Source organism: Psychrobacter sp. NG27, from assembly GCF_016106655.1.
Taxonomy (GTDB): Bacteria; Pseudomonadota; Gammaproteobacteria; order Pseudomonadales; family Moraxellaceae; genus Psychrobacter.
Map to the genome: position 1 here is coordinate 366,845 of NZ_JADGIN010000002.1, position 13,414 is coordinate 380,258.

General features: G+C 45.4%; 15 protein-coding genes. 8 read left to right on the top strand and 7 right to left on the bottom strand.

Going from position 1 to position 13,414, the window contains the following annotated elements; genetic code table 11:
- The first annotated feature begins 23 nt into the window (after window positions 1–23).
- Window positions 24–1,049, top strand: a complete 1,026-nt coding sequence (locus IP485_RS05000) for a tyrosine recombinase XerC (protein WP_198326285.1) — start codon at window positions 24–26, stop codon at window positions 1,047–1,049.
- Between the two features lie 37 nt (window positions 1,050–1,086).
- Here the strand turns inward: IP485_RS05000 and IP485_RS05005 are convergent, their stop codons facing one another.
- Window positions 1,087–1,986: a carbon-nitrogen hydrolase family protein gene (locus IP485_RS05005; protein WP_198326286.1), complete on the bottom strand. Its 900-nt coding sequence runs from the start codon at window positions 1,984–1,986 to the stop codon at window positions 1,087–1,089.
- A gap of 287 nt (window positions 1,987–2,273) precedes the next feature.
- Between IP485_RS05005 and rpoN the strand changes: the two genes are divergently transcribed.
- On the top strand, window positions 2,274–3,941 hold the full coding sequence (gene rpoN, locus IP485_RS05010) for an RNA polymerase factor sigma-54 (protein WP_198326287.1): 1,668 nt from the start codon (window positions 2,274–2,276) through the stop codon (window positions 3,939–3,941).
- A 384-nt stretch (window positions 3,942–4,325) separates the two neighbouring features.
- Window positions 4,326–4,706 (top strand): ribosome hibernation-promoting factor, HPF/YfiA family, encoded by a 381-nt coding sequence (gene hpf / locus IP485_RS05015; protein WP_194363541.1) that lies wholly within the window; start codon window positions 4,326–4,328, stop codon window positions 4,704–4,706.
- A gap of 224 nt (window positions 4,707–4,930) precedes the next feature.
- Here the strand turns inward: hpf and thiS are convergent, their stop codons facing one another.
- From thiS to IP485_RS05035, 4 genes are all read right to left on the bottom strand, one after another.
- Window positions 4,931–5,131, bottom strand: coding sequence for a sulfur carrier protein ThiS (thiS, locus tag IP485_RS05020; protein WP_194363542.1), 201 nt, complete (start codon window positions 5,129–5,131; stop codon window positions 4,931–4,933).
- Window positions 5,132–5,224: 93 nt separating this feature from the next.
- Entirely contained in the window at window positions 5,225–5,599 is a 375-nt protein-coding gene (locus IP485_RS05025) for a DUF423 domain-containing protein (protein ID WP_198326288.1), read from the bottom strand.
- Window positions 5,600–5,644: 45 nt separating this feature from the next.
- Window positions 5,645–6,508: an RNA polymerase sigma factor RpoH gene (rpoH, locus tag IP485_RS05030; RefSeq protein WP_197175000.1), complete on the bottom strand. Its 864-nt coding sequence runs from the start codon at window positions 6,506–6,508 to the stop codon at window positions 5,645–5,647.
- 241 nt (window positions 6,509–6,749) lie between these two features.
- Complete coding sequence (locus tag IP485_RS05035; RefSeq protein WP_198326289.1) at window positions 6,750–7,211, bottom strand: sulfurtransferase TusA family protein; 462 nt, start codon at window positions 7,209–7,211, stop codon at window positions 6,750–6,752.
- A gap of 371 nt (window positions 7,212–7,582) precedes the next feature.
- On the opposite strand from IP485_RS05035, the gene IP485_RS05040 reads away from it, so the two are divergent.
- The gene (locus tag IP485_RS05040; RefSeq protein WP_227686418.1) at window positions 7,583–9,280 is read left to right on the top strand and encodes a M48 family metalloprotease; all 1,698 of its coding nucleotides are present in this window, start codon (window positions 7,583–7,585) and stop codon (window positions 9,278–9,280) included.
- A gap of 101 nt (window positions 9,281–9,381) precedes the next feature.
- Here the strand turns inward: IP485_RS05040 and IP485_RS05045 are convergent, their stop codons facing one another.
- The gene (locus IP485_RS05045; protein ID WP_194363546.1) at window positions 9,382–9,834 is read right to left on the bottom strand and encodes a GatB/YqeY domain-containing protein; all 453 of its coding nucleotides are present in this window, start codon (window positions 9,832–9,834) and stop codon (window positions 9,382–9,384) included.
- 148 nt (window positions 9,835–9,982) lie between these two features.
- The gene (gene rpsU, locus IP485_RS05050) at window positions 9,983–10,198 is read right to left on the bottom strand and encodes a 30S ribosomal protein S21 (protein WP_010195908.1); all 216 of its coding nucleotides are present in this window, start codon (window positions 10,196–10,198) and stop codon (window positions 9,983–9,985) included.
- A gap of 639 nt (window positions 10,199–10,837) precedes the next feature.
- Here rpsU and IP485_RS05055 point away from each other — a divergent pair.
- The 4 genes from IP485_RS05055 to crcB all read left to right on the top strand — a co-directional run bounded on the left by IP485_RS05055 (window position 10,838) and on the right by crcB (window position 13,380).
- A complete protein-coding gene (locus tag IP485_RS05055) occupies window positions 10,838–11,200 on the top strand; it encodes a hypothetical protein (RefSeq protein ID WP_198326290.1) in 363 nt (120 codons plus the stop codon).
- 21 nt (window positions 11,201–11,221) lie between these two features.
- Complete coding sequence (locus tag IP485_RS05060; protein ID WP_198326291.1) at window positions 11,222–11,725, top strand: c-type cytochrome; 504 nt, start codon at window positions 11,222–11,224, stop codon at window positions 11,723–11,725.
- 168 nt (window positions 11,726–11,893) lie between these two features.
- Window positions 11,894–12,952 carry a tRNA (adenosine(37)-N6)-threonylcarbamoyltransferase complex transferase subunit TsaD gene (gene tsaD / locus IP485_RS05065; RefSeq protein WP_198326292.1) on the top strand — a complete coding sequence of 353 codons (1,059 nt, stop codon included), beginning with the start codon at window positions 11,894–11,896 and terminating at the stop codon, window positions 12,950–12,952.
- A 56-nt stretch (window positions 12,953–13,008) separates the two neighbouring features.
- A complete protein-coding gene (crcB, locus tag IP485_RS05070) occupies window positions 13,009–13,380 on the top strand; it encodes a fluoride efflux transporter CrcB (RefSeq protein ID WP_198326293.1) in 372 nt (123 codons plus the stop codon).
- The last annotated feature ends 34 nt before the right edge of the window (window positions 13,381–13,414 follow it).

Consider the following 13,414-nt stretch of genomic DNA (forward strand, 5'->3'; position numbering starts at 1 on the left):
TAAACGGCACAGGTGCTTCTCATATGGTGATGTCCACGGACAAAAGCAGTCAATCTGCACAGATGACGCCTTGGCTATCAGTTGAGCTGGCGGCAAATATAGAGGCAGACACTGCATTACAAGCGTTATTAGCACCTGTTCACCGTTGGCTTAATATTCTGTCTGTGCGTAACCACTCGCCGCATACCTTGACCGCTTATTTTGCGGGTGTCAATCAGTTGGCGCTGTATTTGCGCGGCAAGCGTTTGACATGGACGCGCTGCGATAAACGGCAATTGGCCCAGCATATCAGTCAGCGCCTTGATGAAGACAAGCTTGCATTGGCGAGTGTCCAGCAAGAGCTGTCAGCCATTCGTCATTTTTATGGGTGGCTGATAGAGGAGGAGCTGGCACGTATTAATCCAACGACGGGCTATCAGCTCAAGCGCAGTCCTAGACCACTGCCGTCTATTGCCGATGTGGATTTACTCACTCAATTGCTCGACCAAGCAATTCCGGACACCCCAGAGCAAGCCCGCTTATGGTTACGGGATAAGGCCATGTTTGAGTTGCTTTACAGCAGCGGTCTACGTGTTGGGGAATTGGTGGCGCTCGATATGGCAGATATGGACTTGTCTGATTTGCGGGTGCGAGTCACGGGCAAAGGCAACAAAACGCGTATAGTACCGTTAGGTGTAAAGGCAGCAGAAGCGATAGCACGTTATGTGCCACATCGCAATCTATGGGTTGAGCAGATGGATAGTGCCTTGTTCATCAGTGAAAAACTCGGCACCAGACTATCAACGCGAGCAGTGCAGCAGCGTCTCAAAGTCGCGGCGACTCGTGCAGGCATCGCGCAAAACATGTATCCGCATTTACTGCGTCACTGTTTTGCCTCACACATGCTCTCAGGTAGTGGAGACCTACGCGCCGTGCAAGAAATGCTGGGCCATAGTGATATCAGTACCACGCAGATTTACACCCATGTCGATTTTGCTAAGTTAACACAGGTCTATGATCGCGCCCATCCACGAGCGACTCATGCTCAGAATGATAGCAATTCTACCTAGCATTTGATAAAGCGACTTAATAACAAGGCAATTTGATTTATGCCAAACGATGGCAATCAAAGATCGGCATTTTTTGTCGACCTTGTATTTGTGCCTGCTTGTCTAATGATGCCATGACAATGGCGTATCCTTTATCTGGTTCGGCTGTGGCAGAGGTGTTCAGCTCACTACTATCGTGGCTTGCAATAATACTGCCATTAAAATCAGTAATGGTAGTATGTCCCCATGTCTGGCGAGTATTGCCGTCTTTATACGCATGATCGCCGCCTTGCGCTGCGCCAATGACCATACACTGACTGTCTAATGCCCGTGCCTGTAGCAACAGTGACCAGTGCGCTTGTCCGGTCAGATAGGTAAAGGCAGCAGGCGCACTTAGCAGGTCAGCGCCTGCTTGACGTAGGCGCTGTGCCAACGCTGGAAAACGCAAGTCAAAACAAACCATCATACCCAGTTTATACACCGCATCTTCTATCTCAAGTGAGGTGACGACAGTTTGTGTGCCTGGCTCGAAAGTCGCCGCTTCATTATAACTGCCTTGTTTGTCGGCCACAGTCGCGGTAAACAGATGAATCTTATCGTAGCGCGCTACCAGCGTGCCATCTGGAGCAAACAGCTGGCTGACTTGGCGCAGTCTACCATCTGGTACGATAACCCCATCAGGGCGATAAGGGCAGGGCAGTGAGCCTACTAGCAGATAAATACCATAGGTACGGGCATACTCTGCCATCGTCGCTGAGAGCGCATCAAAACGTTCTGCAGTGGCAAACTGCTGTCCCATACTACAGCAGTTTTCAGGTATGACCACGAGCTTAGCACCCTGCGAGGCTGCGTCAATAACGGCTGCTTTTATAGTGGCCAAATTATTTTCGATATCTTGCTGGCTATTCATTTGGATGGCAGCAATGCCAAATCCAAGATTGTTCAGTTGGTTATTCATGTCAGTATTCTCATTAAATGTTAAGACGTATTGGTGGTTTACTAGATTTTCTTTATTATAAAATTCTTATAGTTATGAACCTACTATTCATATTTGTGGGCAGGCTATGACGGGTCAAACGATAAAGGTGTCCAGTATTTATCACCATCATATCTGGACAGGGTATAAATTATCATAGCAAAATTGTGGCAAAAAATGCTATCGTCATGTCCTGATAAGGATAAATCACGGCCTCAATTGGCAGTATAAATATAATAGCATCAAGAATGGAGTGTAATAAGCCGACCATGAGTATGTCGTTCGGATTGGCGACCACGCTGAGCAACTCGCAAAAACTAACCCCGCAAATGCAGCAAGCAATCAAACTGCTGCAGCTCTCTAGTCTTGAGCTCGCGCAAGAGGTTCAGGCCAAGCTGGACAGTAATCCGCTGCTTGAACGTATCGAAGACGATGGCGATGATGACTATAGTGATGATAGCGACTATGAAAACTCTGATGATAAAAGTGATGCATCAAACGAGCCATTGACCTTGGATAGTTGGAACCAAAGCAGCAGTGATTTTTCTAATACAGCAGGGTCTAGTACGGGAACTGAGGGCAACACAGACTACGGTGATGAGGCAATCGATAGCTTGGATAAGTTGCAGCAGACCAGTATCGATGATGGCGCGATGGACAGTAGTACTGATAATTTTGATGCCAGTAGTGATACGGAGCACTTTGATTATAGTAACCATGCCTCTGCGTCGAGTGGCTCTAGTAATAATAACGAAGACTTTGATAGCTATCAAGGCGGTACTTCTTCGACCATTCAAGATCATGTGCGCTGGCAGCTTAATTTTAAACGCTTGTCGGAGACAGACACGCTGATCGCAGAATACCTCATAGACTCCATGGATGACATGGGGTTTATTCGGCTGGATATAGATGAGCTGCTACAGAGCTTTGATACCATGGCCAGCTTTTATCAGTGGGATGAGCGCGTTGAGCATGATGAGATTACAGCGGTACTACGCATGATTCAATCTTGTGATCCCGTTGGTGTGGGTGCACGGCACTTGAGTGAGTGCTTAGCGATTCAACTTTCCAAGCTCGATGCTCGCACAGCTTACCTACAAGAAGCAAAAGCGCTACTATCAGCCAGTGAGCATTTGGTCAGCAATAACATCAAAGCGCTGACGGAACTAACGGGTCTTGCCCCTGAATACATTACGCCTGCGATCACTTTGCTGCGCACACTCAACCCGTCACCAGGATTGTTGTTTCAAATCAGTCAACCTGACTACACTCAGCAGCCTAACAGTTACGACATACCAGATGTGTTAGTCTCGCCCATCAGGCACCATGACGGGACGACCAATGCTGCAGATGAAGGCTGGCATGTACGTCTCAATCCTGACACGTTGCCAAAACTGCGAGTCAATCAAGAATACGCCAATCTAGTCAAACGCGGTGATGACAGTCCTGACAATCAATATCTGCGAGAAAATCTCACCGATGCGCGACTGTTCATCCGTAGCATCGAAGAGCGCAATCAAAACCTGTTAAAAGTCGCGACCAGTATCGTACGTTATCAGCAAGAGTTTCTGCTACATGGTGCGACGGCTATGCAGCCGCTGATCTTAAAAGCCATTGCAGAAGAAGTTGATTTACATGAGTCAACGGTTTCGCGACTGACCACCAGTAAAACCATCTTGACACCGCAAGGGATGTTTTCGCTAAAGCATTTCTTTTCGTCACACGTCAGCAGCAACGATGGGGACATCTCATCGACTGCCATCAGCGCCATGATTAAAAAGCTCATTGCTGATGAAGATCCCAAAAAACCATTATCGGATAGCCGTCTAAAGAACGAGCTATTGGCTGATGGTATCGATATTGCTCGTCGAACGGTCGCAAAATACCGTGAAGCGATGAATATTGGCTCATCTACCCAGCGCAAACAAAAATACTAGTGATTTAACCGCAGAAATTTAAGTAGCTATTTATCTGAGTGAGAACTGAGAGGCTGCTGGATAATTAGCCTATGTTTCTATACAGTTATAAAAATAAAATTTTTTGATTATATAGAAACTTAGTAGAAATAATAGGTATTGTTACACTTAATTACAATTTAATGGCTTGCTACTATTTGGTTTTCATGACAAATTAGAGCCATACCAACCACAAAATCTTAATGCCGATTTATAGTATTTATTCATAACTGATAAAGGAGACGATAAAAGGATACGTCGACATGTTACTAGCGGCATTGGATAGATGATTGGTAAGGCAGGATGACAAGAGCAGGAATGCGACCTCATCTGTTGATTGTAAGTTATAAATAAAAGGACAATAATATGAATGTTTCTATCAGTGGTCATCATATCAGCGTTACTGAAGCTATGGACACAGCGGTTCGTGAAAAGCTTGAAAAAGTAGAACGTCACTTTGATCAGATACAGAGTATTCAAGTGATATTATCGCTAGACAATAGCGGTGCCAGTGACGGCGGCAAAAAGAGCCATAAGGCTGAAGCAATTATGCGCGTCTCAGGTCAAGAAATGTTTGTCCAAGCCCTTGAAGATGATATGTACAAAGCCATTAACGAGATGGCAGACAAACTTGATAGACAAGTGCGTAAGTATAAAACCCGCCAAGAGCGTAAAAAGACTCAGGGTGCTGGACGCGAAGGACGCTATCAAGATTTGACGCCCGCTGAAGCAGTGCCAGCAGCTTAGTAATAACGCCACACGGTGCTAAATAAGCAACAGCAGTCATCTGGATTGATAGATATATTAAAAACCAAAAAGACAACAAACAGTCAATCTACCAAGCCATGACTAACAAAAGAAAAAAGACCTCAAACATATCCTATGTTGAGGTCTTTTTTAATAGGCAGATAAAAATCGTATACAGGTTTAAAGCCGAATAAAGCGATAAACCATTTACAGCGAAACAATTCTTAACCGCCGCCAACTGCTTGTACCACTTCAATATTCATACCTTCTGCAATGCGCAATTGAGCCAATTCACTTTTGGGTATCAGATCCCCATCGACTTCGACAGCATAACGACCTTGACTCAGACCAAGTTCATTGATGACTAGTTGCACTGTCTGATGGGTGGTTTGTAAGGTTTTGCCATTGACACTAATATTGCTCATAATTGCGCTCCTTAATAATTTAGATTTCCTTGTACTCAAAAATATGAATGCTTGAGTAGATGACATCCTCTAGATTGATTAACTGGGTTTTGATTAGTTGATCGAGTCTTTTGATCTAAATGTCGATACTGCCAGCCATAGCCAACCTGCAATCATTAAGATACCGCCGATAGGAGTAATCGCCCCAAACCAGCGCGGTGCACCAAGTGTCATCGCATACAAACTACCAGCAAAAATCACGATACCGATTTGTAGTAGCCAAGCGGTGGTTTGAGTGGTGTATTTCAATCGAATCAGTAAACCCACTAGCAGCAGCCCAAGCGCATGTATAAACAGATATAAAGTTGCGGTATGCCACCATTCAAGTTGCTGAGGACTGACAATAGCCTCTAAGCCATGAGCACCAAATGCCCCTAGGGCAACGGCGATTGCCATATTGAGTGCAGCAATACCAATCCAATTCAACATGATAAAACTCGCAATGGCTTATGGGCGCTAATAACGTGATAGATATTACTGAATATCATCTGGCAAAATCACACTATCAATGGTCATGGCGTCACGAATTTTGTCCATCGCATTTTTTTCGATCTGACGCACACGCTCGGCTGAGATAGAGTAGACCGCTGCCAATTCATGCAAGGTGGATTTTTGCTCAGAGAGCCAGCGCTGCTCGACGATATCGCGTGAACGATCATCCAAGGTACCCATAGCAGCAATCAGAGCTGATGAGTTGTTTTCTTCCCAGTCTGCTTCTTCTAACTGCTCAGCAGGATCGATGCCATCTTCTAAAAACAATTGCGGTGCATAGCGACCATCATCATCGTCGCTCGACTGTGCTTCAAATGAGGCATCATAAGAGGTCAGACGAGATTCCATCTCTAGCACTTGCTTGCGCGTGACATTTAAGTCCTTGGCAATCGCATCTGCTTCTTCTAGCGTTAACTGATTGTTGGTTTTCTTTAGACTACGCAGATTAAAGAACAACTTACGATGGGCTTTGGTAGTAGCGACTTTGACAATACGCCAGTTACGAATTACGAACTCATGAATTTCAGCTTTGATCCAATGCACGGCAAAGGAGACCAAGCGTACGCCTTTATTGGGATCGAAGCGTTTGACGGCTTTCATTAGCCCCAGATTACCCTCTTGAATGAGATCGGCCTGCGGCAATCCATACCCTGAATAGCTGCGGGCAATGTGAATCACAAAACGCAGATGTGACATCACGAGTAGCCGCGCCGCTTCAACATCGCCTTCATCATGATAACGATGCGCAAGCTCTTGCTCTTGCACTGGCGTCAAAATAGGGATTTGGTGCACAGTATTGATATAAGCGCCTAAGTTGACCCCTGGTGCAGATAAATGCGTTGGCATGGCCGGTACTAAATCACGTGTACTGGTATCACCTAATGCACTTGCATCATAAGGCGGACGCTGTGCAGCAGCTTTGAGTGCCGCATCACGTGCATCGTTTCTTATAGGAGTTACGCTGTCTTTTTTATTTGTATCTGCAGCGTCAGTAGTAGTATTAGCCATATTCTTGACCTTGATTAAATGGTTGAGCAAATAGTCAGATAAAACGCTTTATGATTGTAATTGTAAAGGATAGCGCCGTTTAGTTGCTATCAGTTTTGGTAATGATGAAGTGATATATTGTATCGAAACGCTGTGATGATGTGCTATTTACGGCTGATAATTCGGTAATCTCAGTCGCTGCATTAACGATTAAGTTTAAATGGCTCGATGCGGATGCTTGCTGACTTTGTCGACAGAAAGCAGTAATGTCTGCTCGCGAGTTGGGGTCTGTTGCGACCACATATAGCGACTCCCCAACAGATACCCCTCGTAGCGCAACCTTGGTTTTTAACAATGGCATGGGACAAGCAAGACCACAACCATCAACGAAGGCTTTGATATCTAATACAGTCTGTTCTGTGCCACTCTTTGAATCAGCACATTCGGCTGGCAGCAATTCAATCAAACTGCCTACATTGTGCTGCTCTGTATCAGATAAGTTGGCTGATAAGCTGATAGCATGAGACATACGGTTTATGATTGACGGTGTATCAGCAGACATAAAAAACCTTGTAGATATCAATATATGGTTTGATGCTATTTTTAAGCAAATATTTTTTATGCAAAGAGTATCTGTAATCAGGCATGTTCGATCTAAGCATTGGCATTTGAGAGGAGCAGATTTATCTGATAGTTACTGCCATCTTAACGTCAGCGTACCCTTGCTATCCGTCATTATACCAAATAGCCGATGTATAATTGCAGTTGAATATAGTCAACGTTGTGTTCGGTTCACTAGAATCACACAACCATGTTGCACAATAATGACGGATGGCTGCGTGATTGGTAGTCAGAGGCATAGTAAAATTGACCACATGCCTGCAAGCCCGTATAGTCAAAAATACAGGGTAAACAATACGATAGGATACGCACTTGTCTCACTTTACTAGACCATCACGACTGAATAACTATGAGCCGCGCCAGACAACCCCATTGTCCATCAAGGCAACGCCATTTTTATCACAGCCAATATCGCAGCCAAAAATCTATCACAAATGCTCCAAGCTGTCTCTACTGAGAGCCGCTAAGCTGGGGGTGTCAGTCATGCTATTGGCAGCAGTGACCAGTGCTTATGGCAGTGATAACCAAGACGCTGGATTTGCCAATAGCTCGTGGCAAGACTCAGCTGCGCAAACGCTAGAGTTGCCGAACCTGCGCGGTCAAGGGCTGAGCTTTGCTGAGCAGTATCAAAACAAGATGCTGGGGGAATGGTCGCTACAAAACATCAATGGTCGCGTCAAAATGGAGCACGACCCTTGGGTACAAGAAACCATCAAAAACATGACATGGCGACTCAATGCCCAAGTGCGTCAGCAAGCCCCACTGGGCTTGGTTATCATTGATAATGCTAGTATCAATGCGTTCGCTGCACCCGGCGGGGTGATTGGCATCAATACAGGTACCATACTGGCCGCCAGTAGTATGGATGAGTTGGCAAGCGTCATCGCCCATGAAGTGGCGCATATCAGTCAGCATCACTACGAGCATAGTGCAGAGGAGAGTAAAAAGGCGCTACTGATGCAACTGGGCGGTATGTTGGCTGCGATCGCAGCCTCAGCAGTGGATGGTGATGCGGCAGCAGCAGTGATGATGGGTAGCCAAACCGCATTTATGAACAGTAGTATGGCTTTTAGCCGCAGCAACGAGCGTGAAGCCGATCGGGTGGGGATGCAAATCATGACCCAAGCAGGCTACGACCCTCGAGCGATGCCACGGTTTTTTGCCACGATGAATCAAAAAAGCCAGCTTAATCAGGTGAAAAATCAATTTTTACCCAGTTTTGTGCGCTCGCATCCGCTGAGTAATGAGCGTCTAAGTGAGTCGCAAAGCCGTGCGCAGCGTTATCCAGTACTGTCCCTGAGTCAGCAGCAGCGTCATCAAGCGCTATTTGATTTGCTCTATTGGCGAGTACAGATTATGGGTAAACACGCGTCTGAGACGGTGCTGACAGCAGCAGCCAAAAACAGTCTGGGTGCCAAACTGGCTCTCGTACGCTGGTACACAGAGCAGCAGCGTTTTAAGGATGCCAATGATATATTGACTCAGATGAACGCCTTACCCGTCACGCAACGTCAAAACTTAGAGCCGCTGCTTGGGATTACGCACAGTGAGCTGCTAAGCGAACAGCAAATGTGGCAACCAGCAGCAGAGATTTTAGCGAACCAGCAGCGTTTGTACCCTGAGCGTCGTGATTTGTGTCTCTATTTGGCAGAAGCGCTCACCAACAGTAATCAACCAGCAGCTGCACAAGCACTGCTAAAACCGTTGACTGAACAGCAGCCAAGCGATCGCTATGCGTGGCAAAGCCTGCAATTGGCGAATGAAAAAATGGCTAAAACCACAGCATCACCGCAATTGGCCAATATCGCAACCATCAATGCTCTGCGTTATCGAAGTCAAGATCAGTTATGGAATGGACGTTATGAGCATGCGCTGACATCCTTAACGCAGGCCAAGCAACTCGCCGAAAATCTGCAAACCACGGCTCAGGCCAGTAGTGCGCGTCCGTTATTGGCCAATATCGATGCTGAAATTAAAGCAATAAAAACCGCCCAAGACTTTAAGCCTTAGGCGGGACTTTTATAGCATTAGCTTTGCTTGCTATGACAGCAGGGTATCGTTTCTAAGTAAGAGGCGCTACTCAATAGCAAACATATTATTCACCTTACAAGCTACTTACCTTGTAAGGCGTCTTTGACCAATTTAGAGATAAGAGCAGGATCAGCACGACCTGCGGTTTTATTTTTTAGTATACCCATGACGCTGCCCATATCACGCATAGAAGTAGCGCCTTGCTCACTGATTTCAGCGTTCACCAATGCGATGATCTCGTCGTCATCCATCTGCTTTGGCATAAATTCATTGATAATATCAATCTCAAACTGCTCTTTGGTCGCTAAGTCATCACGGTTATTTTCAGTAAAAATAGTGAGTGATTCTTGACGCTGCTTAAGCTGCTTTTGTAAAACTTCTAATACTTGCGCATCATCTAGCTCTATCCGGCGGTCAATCTCGATTTGTTTGACGACCGCTTGCACGTTGCGCAGTACCTTAACTCGCTCAAGCTCACGCGCTTTCATGGACACTTTGATATTGTCTAATAAAGTCTGTTTAAGTTGGCTCACTGTTATTATCCTTATTTGTTAATAGTTATTTATTCAAATGTTCAACAGAACCTAATAATAAAAATTGTAGCATAAAAAACGCCACTGATATCAATGGATAACAGTGGCGTTAGTGTAGCGCTTGTACGTAACTAAATCAGATTACTGATTAGTACATACGAGTGGTACGAATAGTTTCGCGTTGTAATTTCTTTTTATAACGCTTTACGGCAGCAGCTTTTTTACGCTTACGTACTTGCGTTGGTTTTTCATAAAACTCACGCTTACGTACGTCTGATAATACACCAGCTTTTTCACAAGCACGTTTGAAACGACGGATAGCGATATCAACTGGTTCGTTTTCTTTAACCTTAACTGCAGGCATGAAGACTCCTCGATTAGGATGAGATATAAGGGCATTAGTTTGGCTGTGTATTAGTATTTAGCCGCGATATCTCAAGATCACAGGCATCAGCTCAAACTAGGATAATCTTGCGCACTAGCACAAGGGCAGGTATTTTAATAAAAAATATCAACAAAGTCAATGATTTTAGGTGTTTATTGTCTATTTATCATCTGTTTATCATAACAGTTGAGCTTAGCTGTGCTGTTTTAGAGCGAGTAAAAAGAGAAAAATCATCGTGAATAAAAAGTCCCTACGGTCTATAACGTTATAGCAGGAGTTTATGCTATGATAATTTCCATATTATAGGGTCTGTTTGATATTCAAATATTAGGGCTGCTGACGGCTAAAGTTACACCAAACTAGGCGAAAATCGACGATAATGTCGAGACCTTAGCTAGGTTTTCAACAACGGTTGGGGTGGTTTTAGCATCAGCCTTGTAGGGCAGTACTCTTTTTTACCAATATATGGCGAAATGATTTAACCTAGAATGACTAGGCTTCAAAAATTTCACTGCATATTGTCTAAAAAATAGTGACTGCCAGCACCACATTTGAATATCAAATAGACCCTAGTAAGCATATGAACCGGTTTGTGTGTATTTTATTGAGGATGTTGGAATGAAAAAAACAGTATTTAACGCGGTATTGAGCACAGCACTTATCATGGCGTTGGGTGTGAGCGTGAGCGCTTGTAGTGGCGGCGAAGAGCATGAAGAAGTAATGGCAATCGATCGCGTTGATGAAGCCGCAGCACTGGCCATCAAAAATGGCCCACCAGCTGAAGAGATGAAGTTTCCAGAAGCGGCACCAATGCCAGCAGCTGATGCAACCGCTACAGATGCTGACGGTACGGCCACTGCTGAAGCAGGTACGGCTGATGCTGATATGGCAGCAACGACCGATAGTACGGACACAGCTGCCGCTCCTGCTGCCACTGACAGCGCTGACATGGCGACTGCAGATGCTCCAGCCGCTGAATAATCTATCCGCTAGAGGTGAGAGATGATTGGTATACCGCAGCATATGTGTAAGTTGAGCTTGTCTATACTTAGTCTGAGTATATTATTCACATTGAGTGCTTGTAGTGATAACACGCCCACCGAAAAGGTGGTAGATATTGATGAGTCTACCGATGTAGCCACAGTGACAGAAGCTGCACCAGTAGCAGAACCTGCCACTGCTATGCCTGAGGCTGTTAGCCAGTCAGAGTCTGCTGCTGAAGAAGCAATAGTGCCTGAAGTAGCTAGCGAGCCTGAAGTATTGGCCGTAGATGCAGGTGCTAAGCTTTATGAGTCAAACTGTAAGGTTTGTCATGCGGCTGGTTTGCTAGACGCACCAAAATATGGTGATACGGCTGCTTGGTCAGCGCGACTGATTAAAGACAAAGAAACACTATATATGCACTCGGCTAAAGGCTTTAACAAAATGCCAGCACAGGCGGTAAATGACGTCACTGAAGCACAGGTTAAAGCCGCTGTCGATTATATGCTGGCGTCGGTAAGCTGATACGGTATATATAGCGTATATTGACCATTGAAATTTGTTAAACTGACCGTCATTGTGACTGACAATGGCGGCTTTTTTATGCATGATTTTTATCAGCGCACGCCCGAATAATATGGTTGAAAAGACAGCACGAAAACAGTATGAAAATAAAGGTATAAAGGCAAAAATATGAAAGTATTGGGTTTAGAGACCTCTTGTGATGAGACGGGACTAGCGATTTTTGATAGTGAGCAAATAAATAGCGACAATCAAGGTTTGGTCGGTCAGGTGTTGTACTCACAGATTGAGCTACATGCGCTCTATGGCGGCGTTGTCCCTGAACTTGCCAGCCGAGATCATATTCGTAAGCTTGTACCATTACTCAATGAGCTTTTAGATCAGTGCGACATGAAAAAAAGCGAGATCGATGCGATTGCCTATACTAAAGGGCCAGGACTCATCGGTGCTCTGATGACGGGTGCACTGTTTGGGCGCAGCTTGGCATATGGTTTAGATATTCCAGCAATTGGTATTCATCATATGGAAGGGCATCTATTGGCGCCGCTCATGGGTGCCAACCCACCAGCTTTCCCTTTTGTCTCGCTACTGGTATCTGGTGGGCATACATTATTAATAGCTGCACACGGTGTTGGTCGGTATGAGATATTGGGTGAGTCGATAGATGATGCAGCGGGTGAGTGCTTTGATAAAGCCGCCAAAATGCTAGGCCTGCCTTATCCTGGCGGCCCTAATATTGCCAAGCTGGCAGAAACTGGCAATCCTAACGCGTATTCGCTGCCAAGACCGATGCTACATCGTGGTTTAGACTTCTCGTTTAGTGGTATGAAAACTGCCGTACATAATCTGATTAAAGATACGCCACTGTCAGGCGGTTCTGGTCATAAATCTGATAGTGATCCACAAGTTCGCGCAGATATCGCTGCCAGTTTTCAGCATGCAGTGGTCGATACGCTAGTGAAGAAATGCGTCAAAGCACTCAAGCAAGCAGATATGAGCCGCTTAGTGATTGCGGGCGGAGTCAGCGCCAATACTCATCTGCGCGAGACGTTAGAGAGCGAGCTGGCTAAGATAAATGCAACCGTTCATTATGCACCGCCTGCGCTATGTACGGACAATGGCGCGATGATTGCTTATGCAGGTTTTGAACGTTTGCAAGCAGGGCAGTCCGATGATCTGGCCGTGAGCTGCGTTCCGCGTTGGCCGATGACAGAGTTGCCAGCCGTATGACCGTGCTATTGATTGGGCCTCATGCCCATCAAGTTTATACGAATTAAGGACAGTCTATGCAGTGGCTTGCTATTGGTTTGGGCGCAGCATTTGGTGCTTGCTTGCGGGCATGGCTATCGCGTTTTAATGCTTTGCACGGTTGGGTGCCACTCGGTACTCTGAGTGCTAATATCCTAGGCGGACTGCTGATAGGGCTCGCGCTAGTGTGGTTTGAGCGCATGGGAAGCAATTTATCCGATCATGTACGCGTGTTTGTGATTACAGGATTTTTGGGCGGGCTAACGACCTTTAGTACATTTAGTGCGGAGGTGTTTGGCTTTATCCACGATGGTCGGCTATTGGCAGGCTTAGCGCTCATCGGTTTGCATGTAGGACTGACGTTATTGGCAACTGCTATCGGATTCTATTTCTTTAAACTCATGTTATAGATAAATATTTATAGTTATATTTTTCACAGTCACA

Excerpts from the sequence above, each read along its gene's own strand:
- IP485_RS05000 (WP_198326285.1), top strand. The coding sequence starts at position 24 with ATGGTGATGTCCACGGACAAAAGCAGTCAATCTGCACAGATGACGCCT.
- IP485_RS05005 (WP_198326286.1), bottom strand. The coding sequence starts at position 1,986 with ATGAATAACCAACTGAACAATCTTGGATTTGGCATTGCTGCCATCCAA.
- rpoN (WP_198326287.1), top strand. The coding sequence starts at position 2,274 with ATGAGTATGTCGTTCGGATTGGCGACCACGCTGAGCAACTCGCAAAAA.
- hpf (WP_194363541.1), top strand. The coding sequence starts at position 4,326 with ATGAATGTTTCTATCAGTGGTCATCATATCAGCGTTACTGAAGCTATG.
- thiS (WP_194363542.1), bottom strand. The coding sequence starts at position 5,131 with ATGAGCAATATTAGTGTCAATGGCAAAACCTTACAAACCACCCATCAG.
- IP485_RS05025 (WP_198326288.1), bottom strand. The coding sequence starts at position 5,599 with ATGTTGAATTGGATTGGTATTGCTGCACTCAATATGGCAATCGCCGTT.
- rpoH (WP_197175000.1), bottom strand. The coding sequence starts at position 6,508 with ATGCCAACGCATTTATCTGCACCAGGGGTCAACTTAGGCGCTTATATC.
- IP485_RS05035 (WP_198326289.1), bottom strand. The coding sequence starts at position 7,211 with ATGTCTGCTGATACACCGTCAATCATAAACCGTATGTCTCATGCTATC.
- rpsU (WP_010195908.1), bottom strand. The coding sequence starts at position 10,198 with ATGCCTGCAGTTAAGGTTAAAGAAAACGAACCAGTTGATATCGCTATC.
- IP485_RS05055 (WP_198326290.1), top strand. The coding sequence starts at position 10,838 with ATGAAAAAAACAGTATTTAACGCGGTATTGAGCACAGCACTTATCATG.
- IP485_RS05060 (WP_198326291.1), top strand. The coding sequence starts at position 11,222 with ATGATTGGTATACCGCAGCATATGTGTAAGTTGAGCTTGTCTATACTT.
- tsaD (WP_198326292.1), top strand. The coding sequence starts at position 11,894 with ATGAAAGTATTGGGTTTAGAGACCTCTTGTGATGAGACGGGACTAGCG.
- crcB (WP_198326293.1), top strand. The coding sequence starts at position 13,009 with ATGCAGTGGCTTGCTATTGGTTTGGGCGCAGCATTTGGTGCTTGCTTG.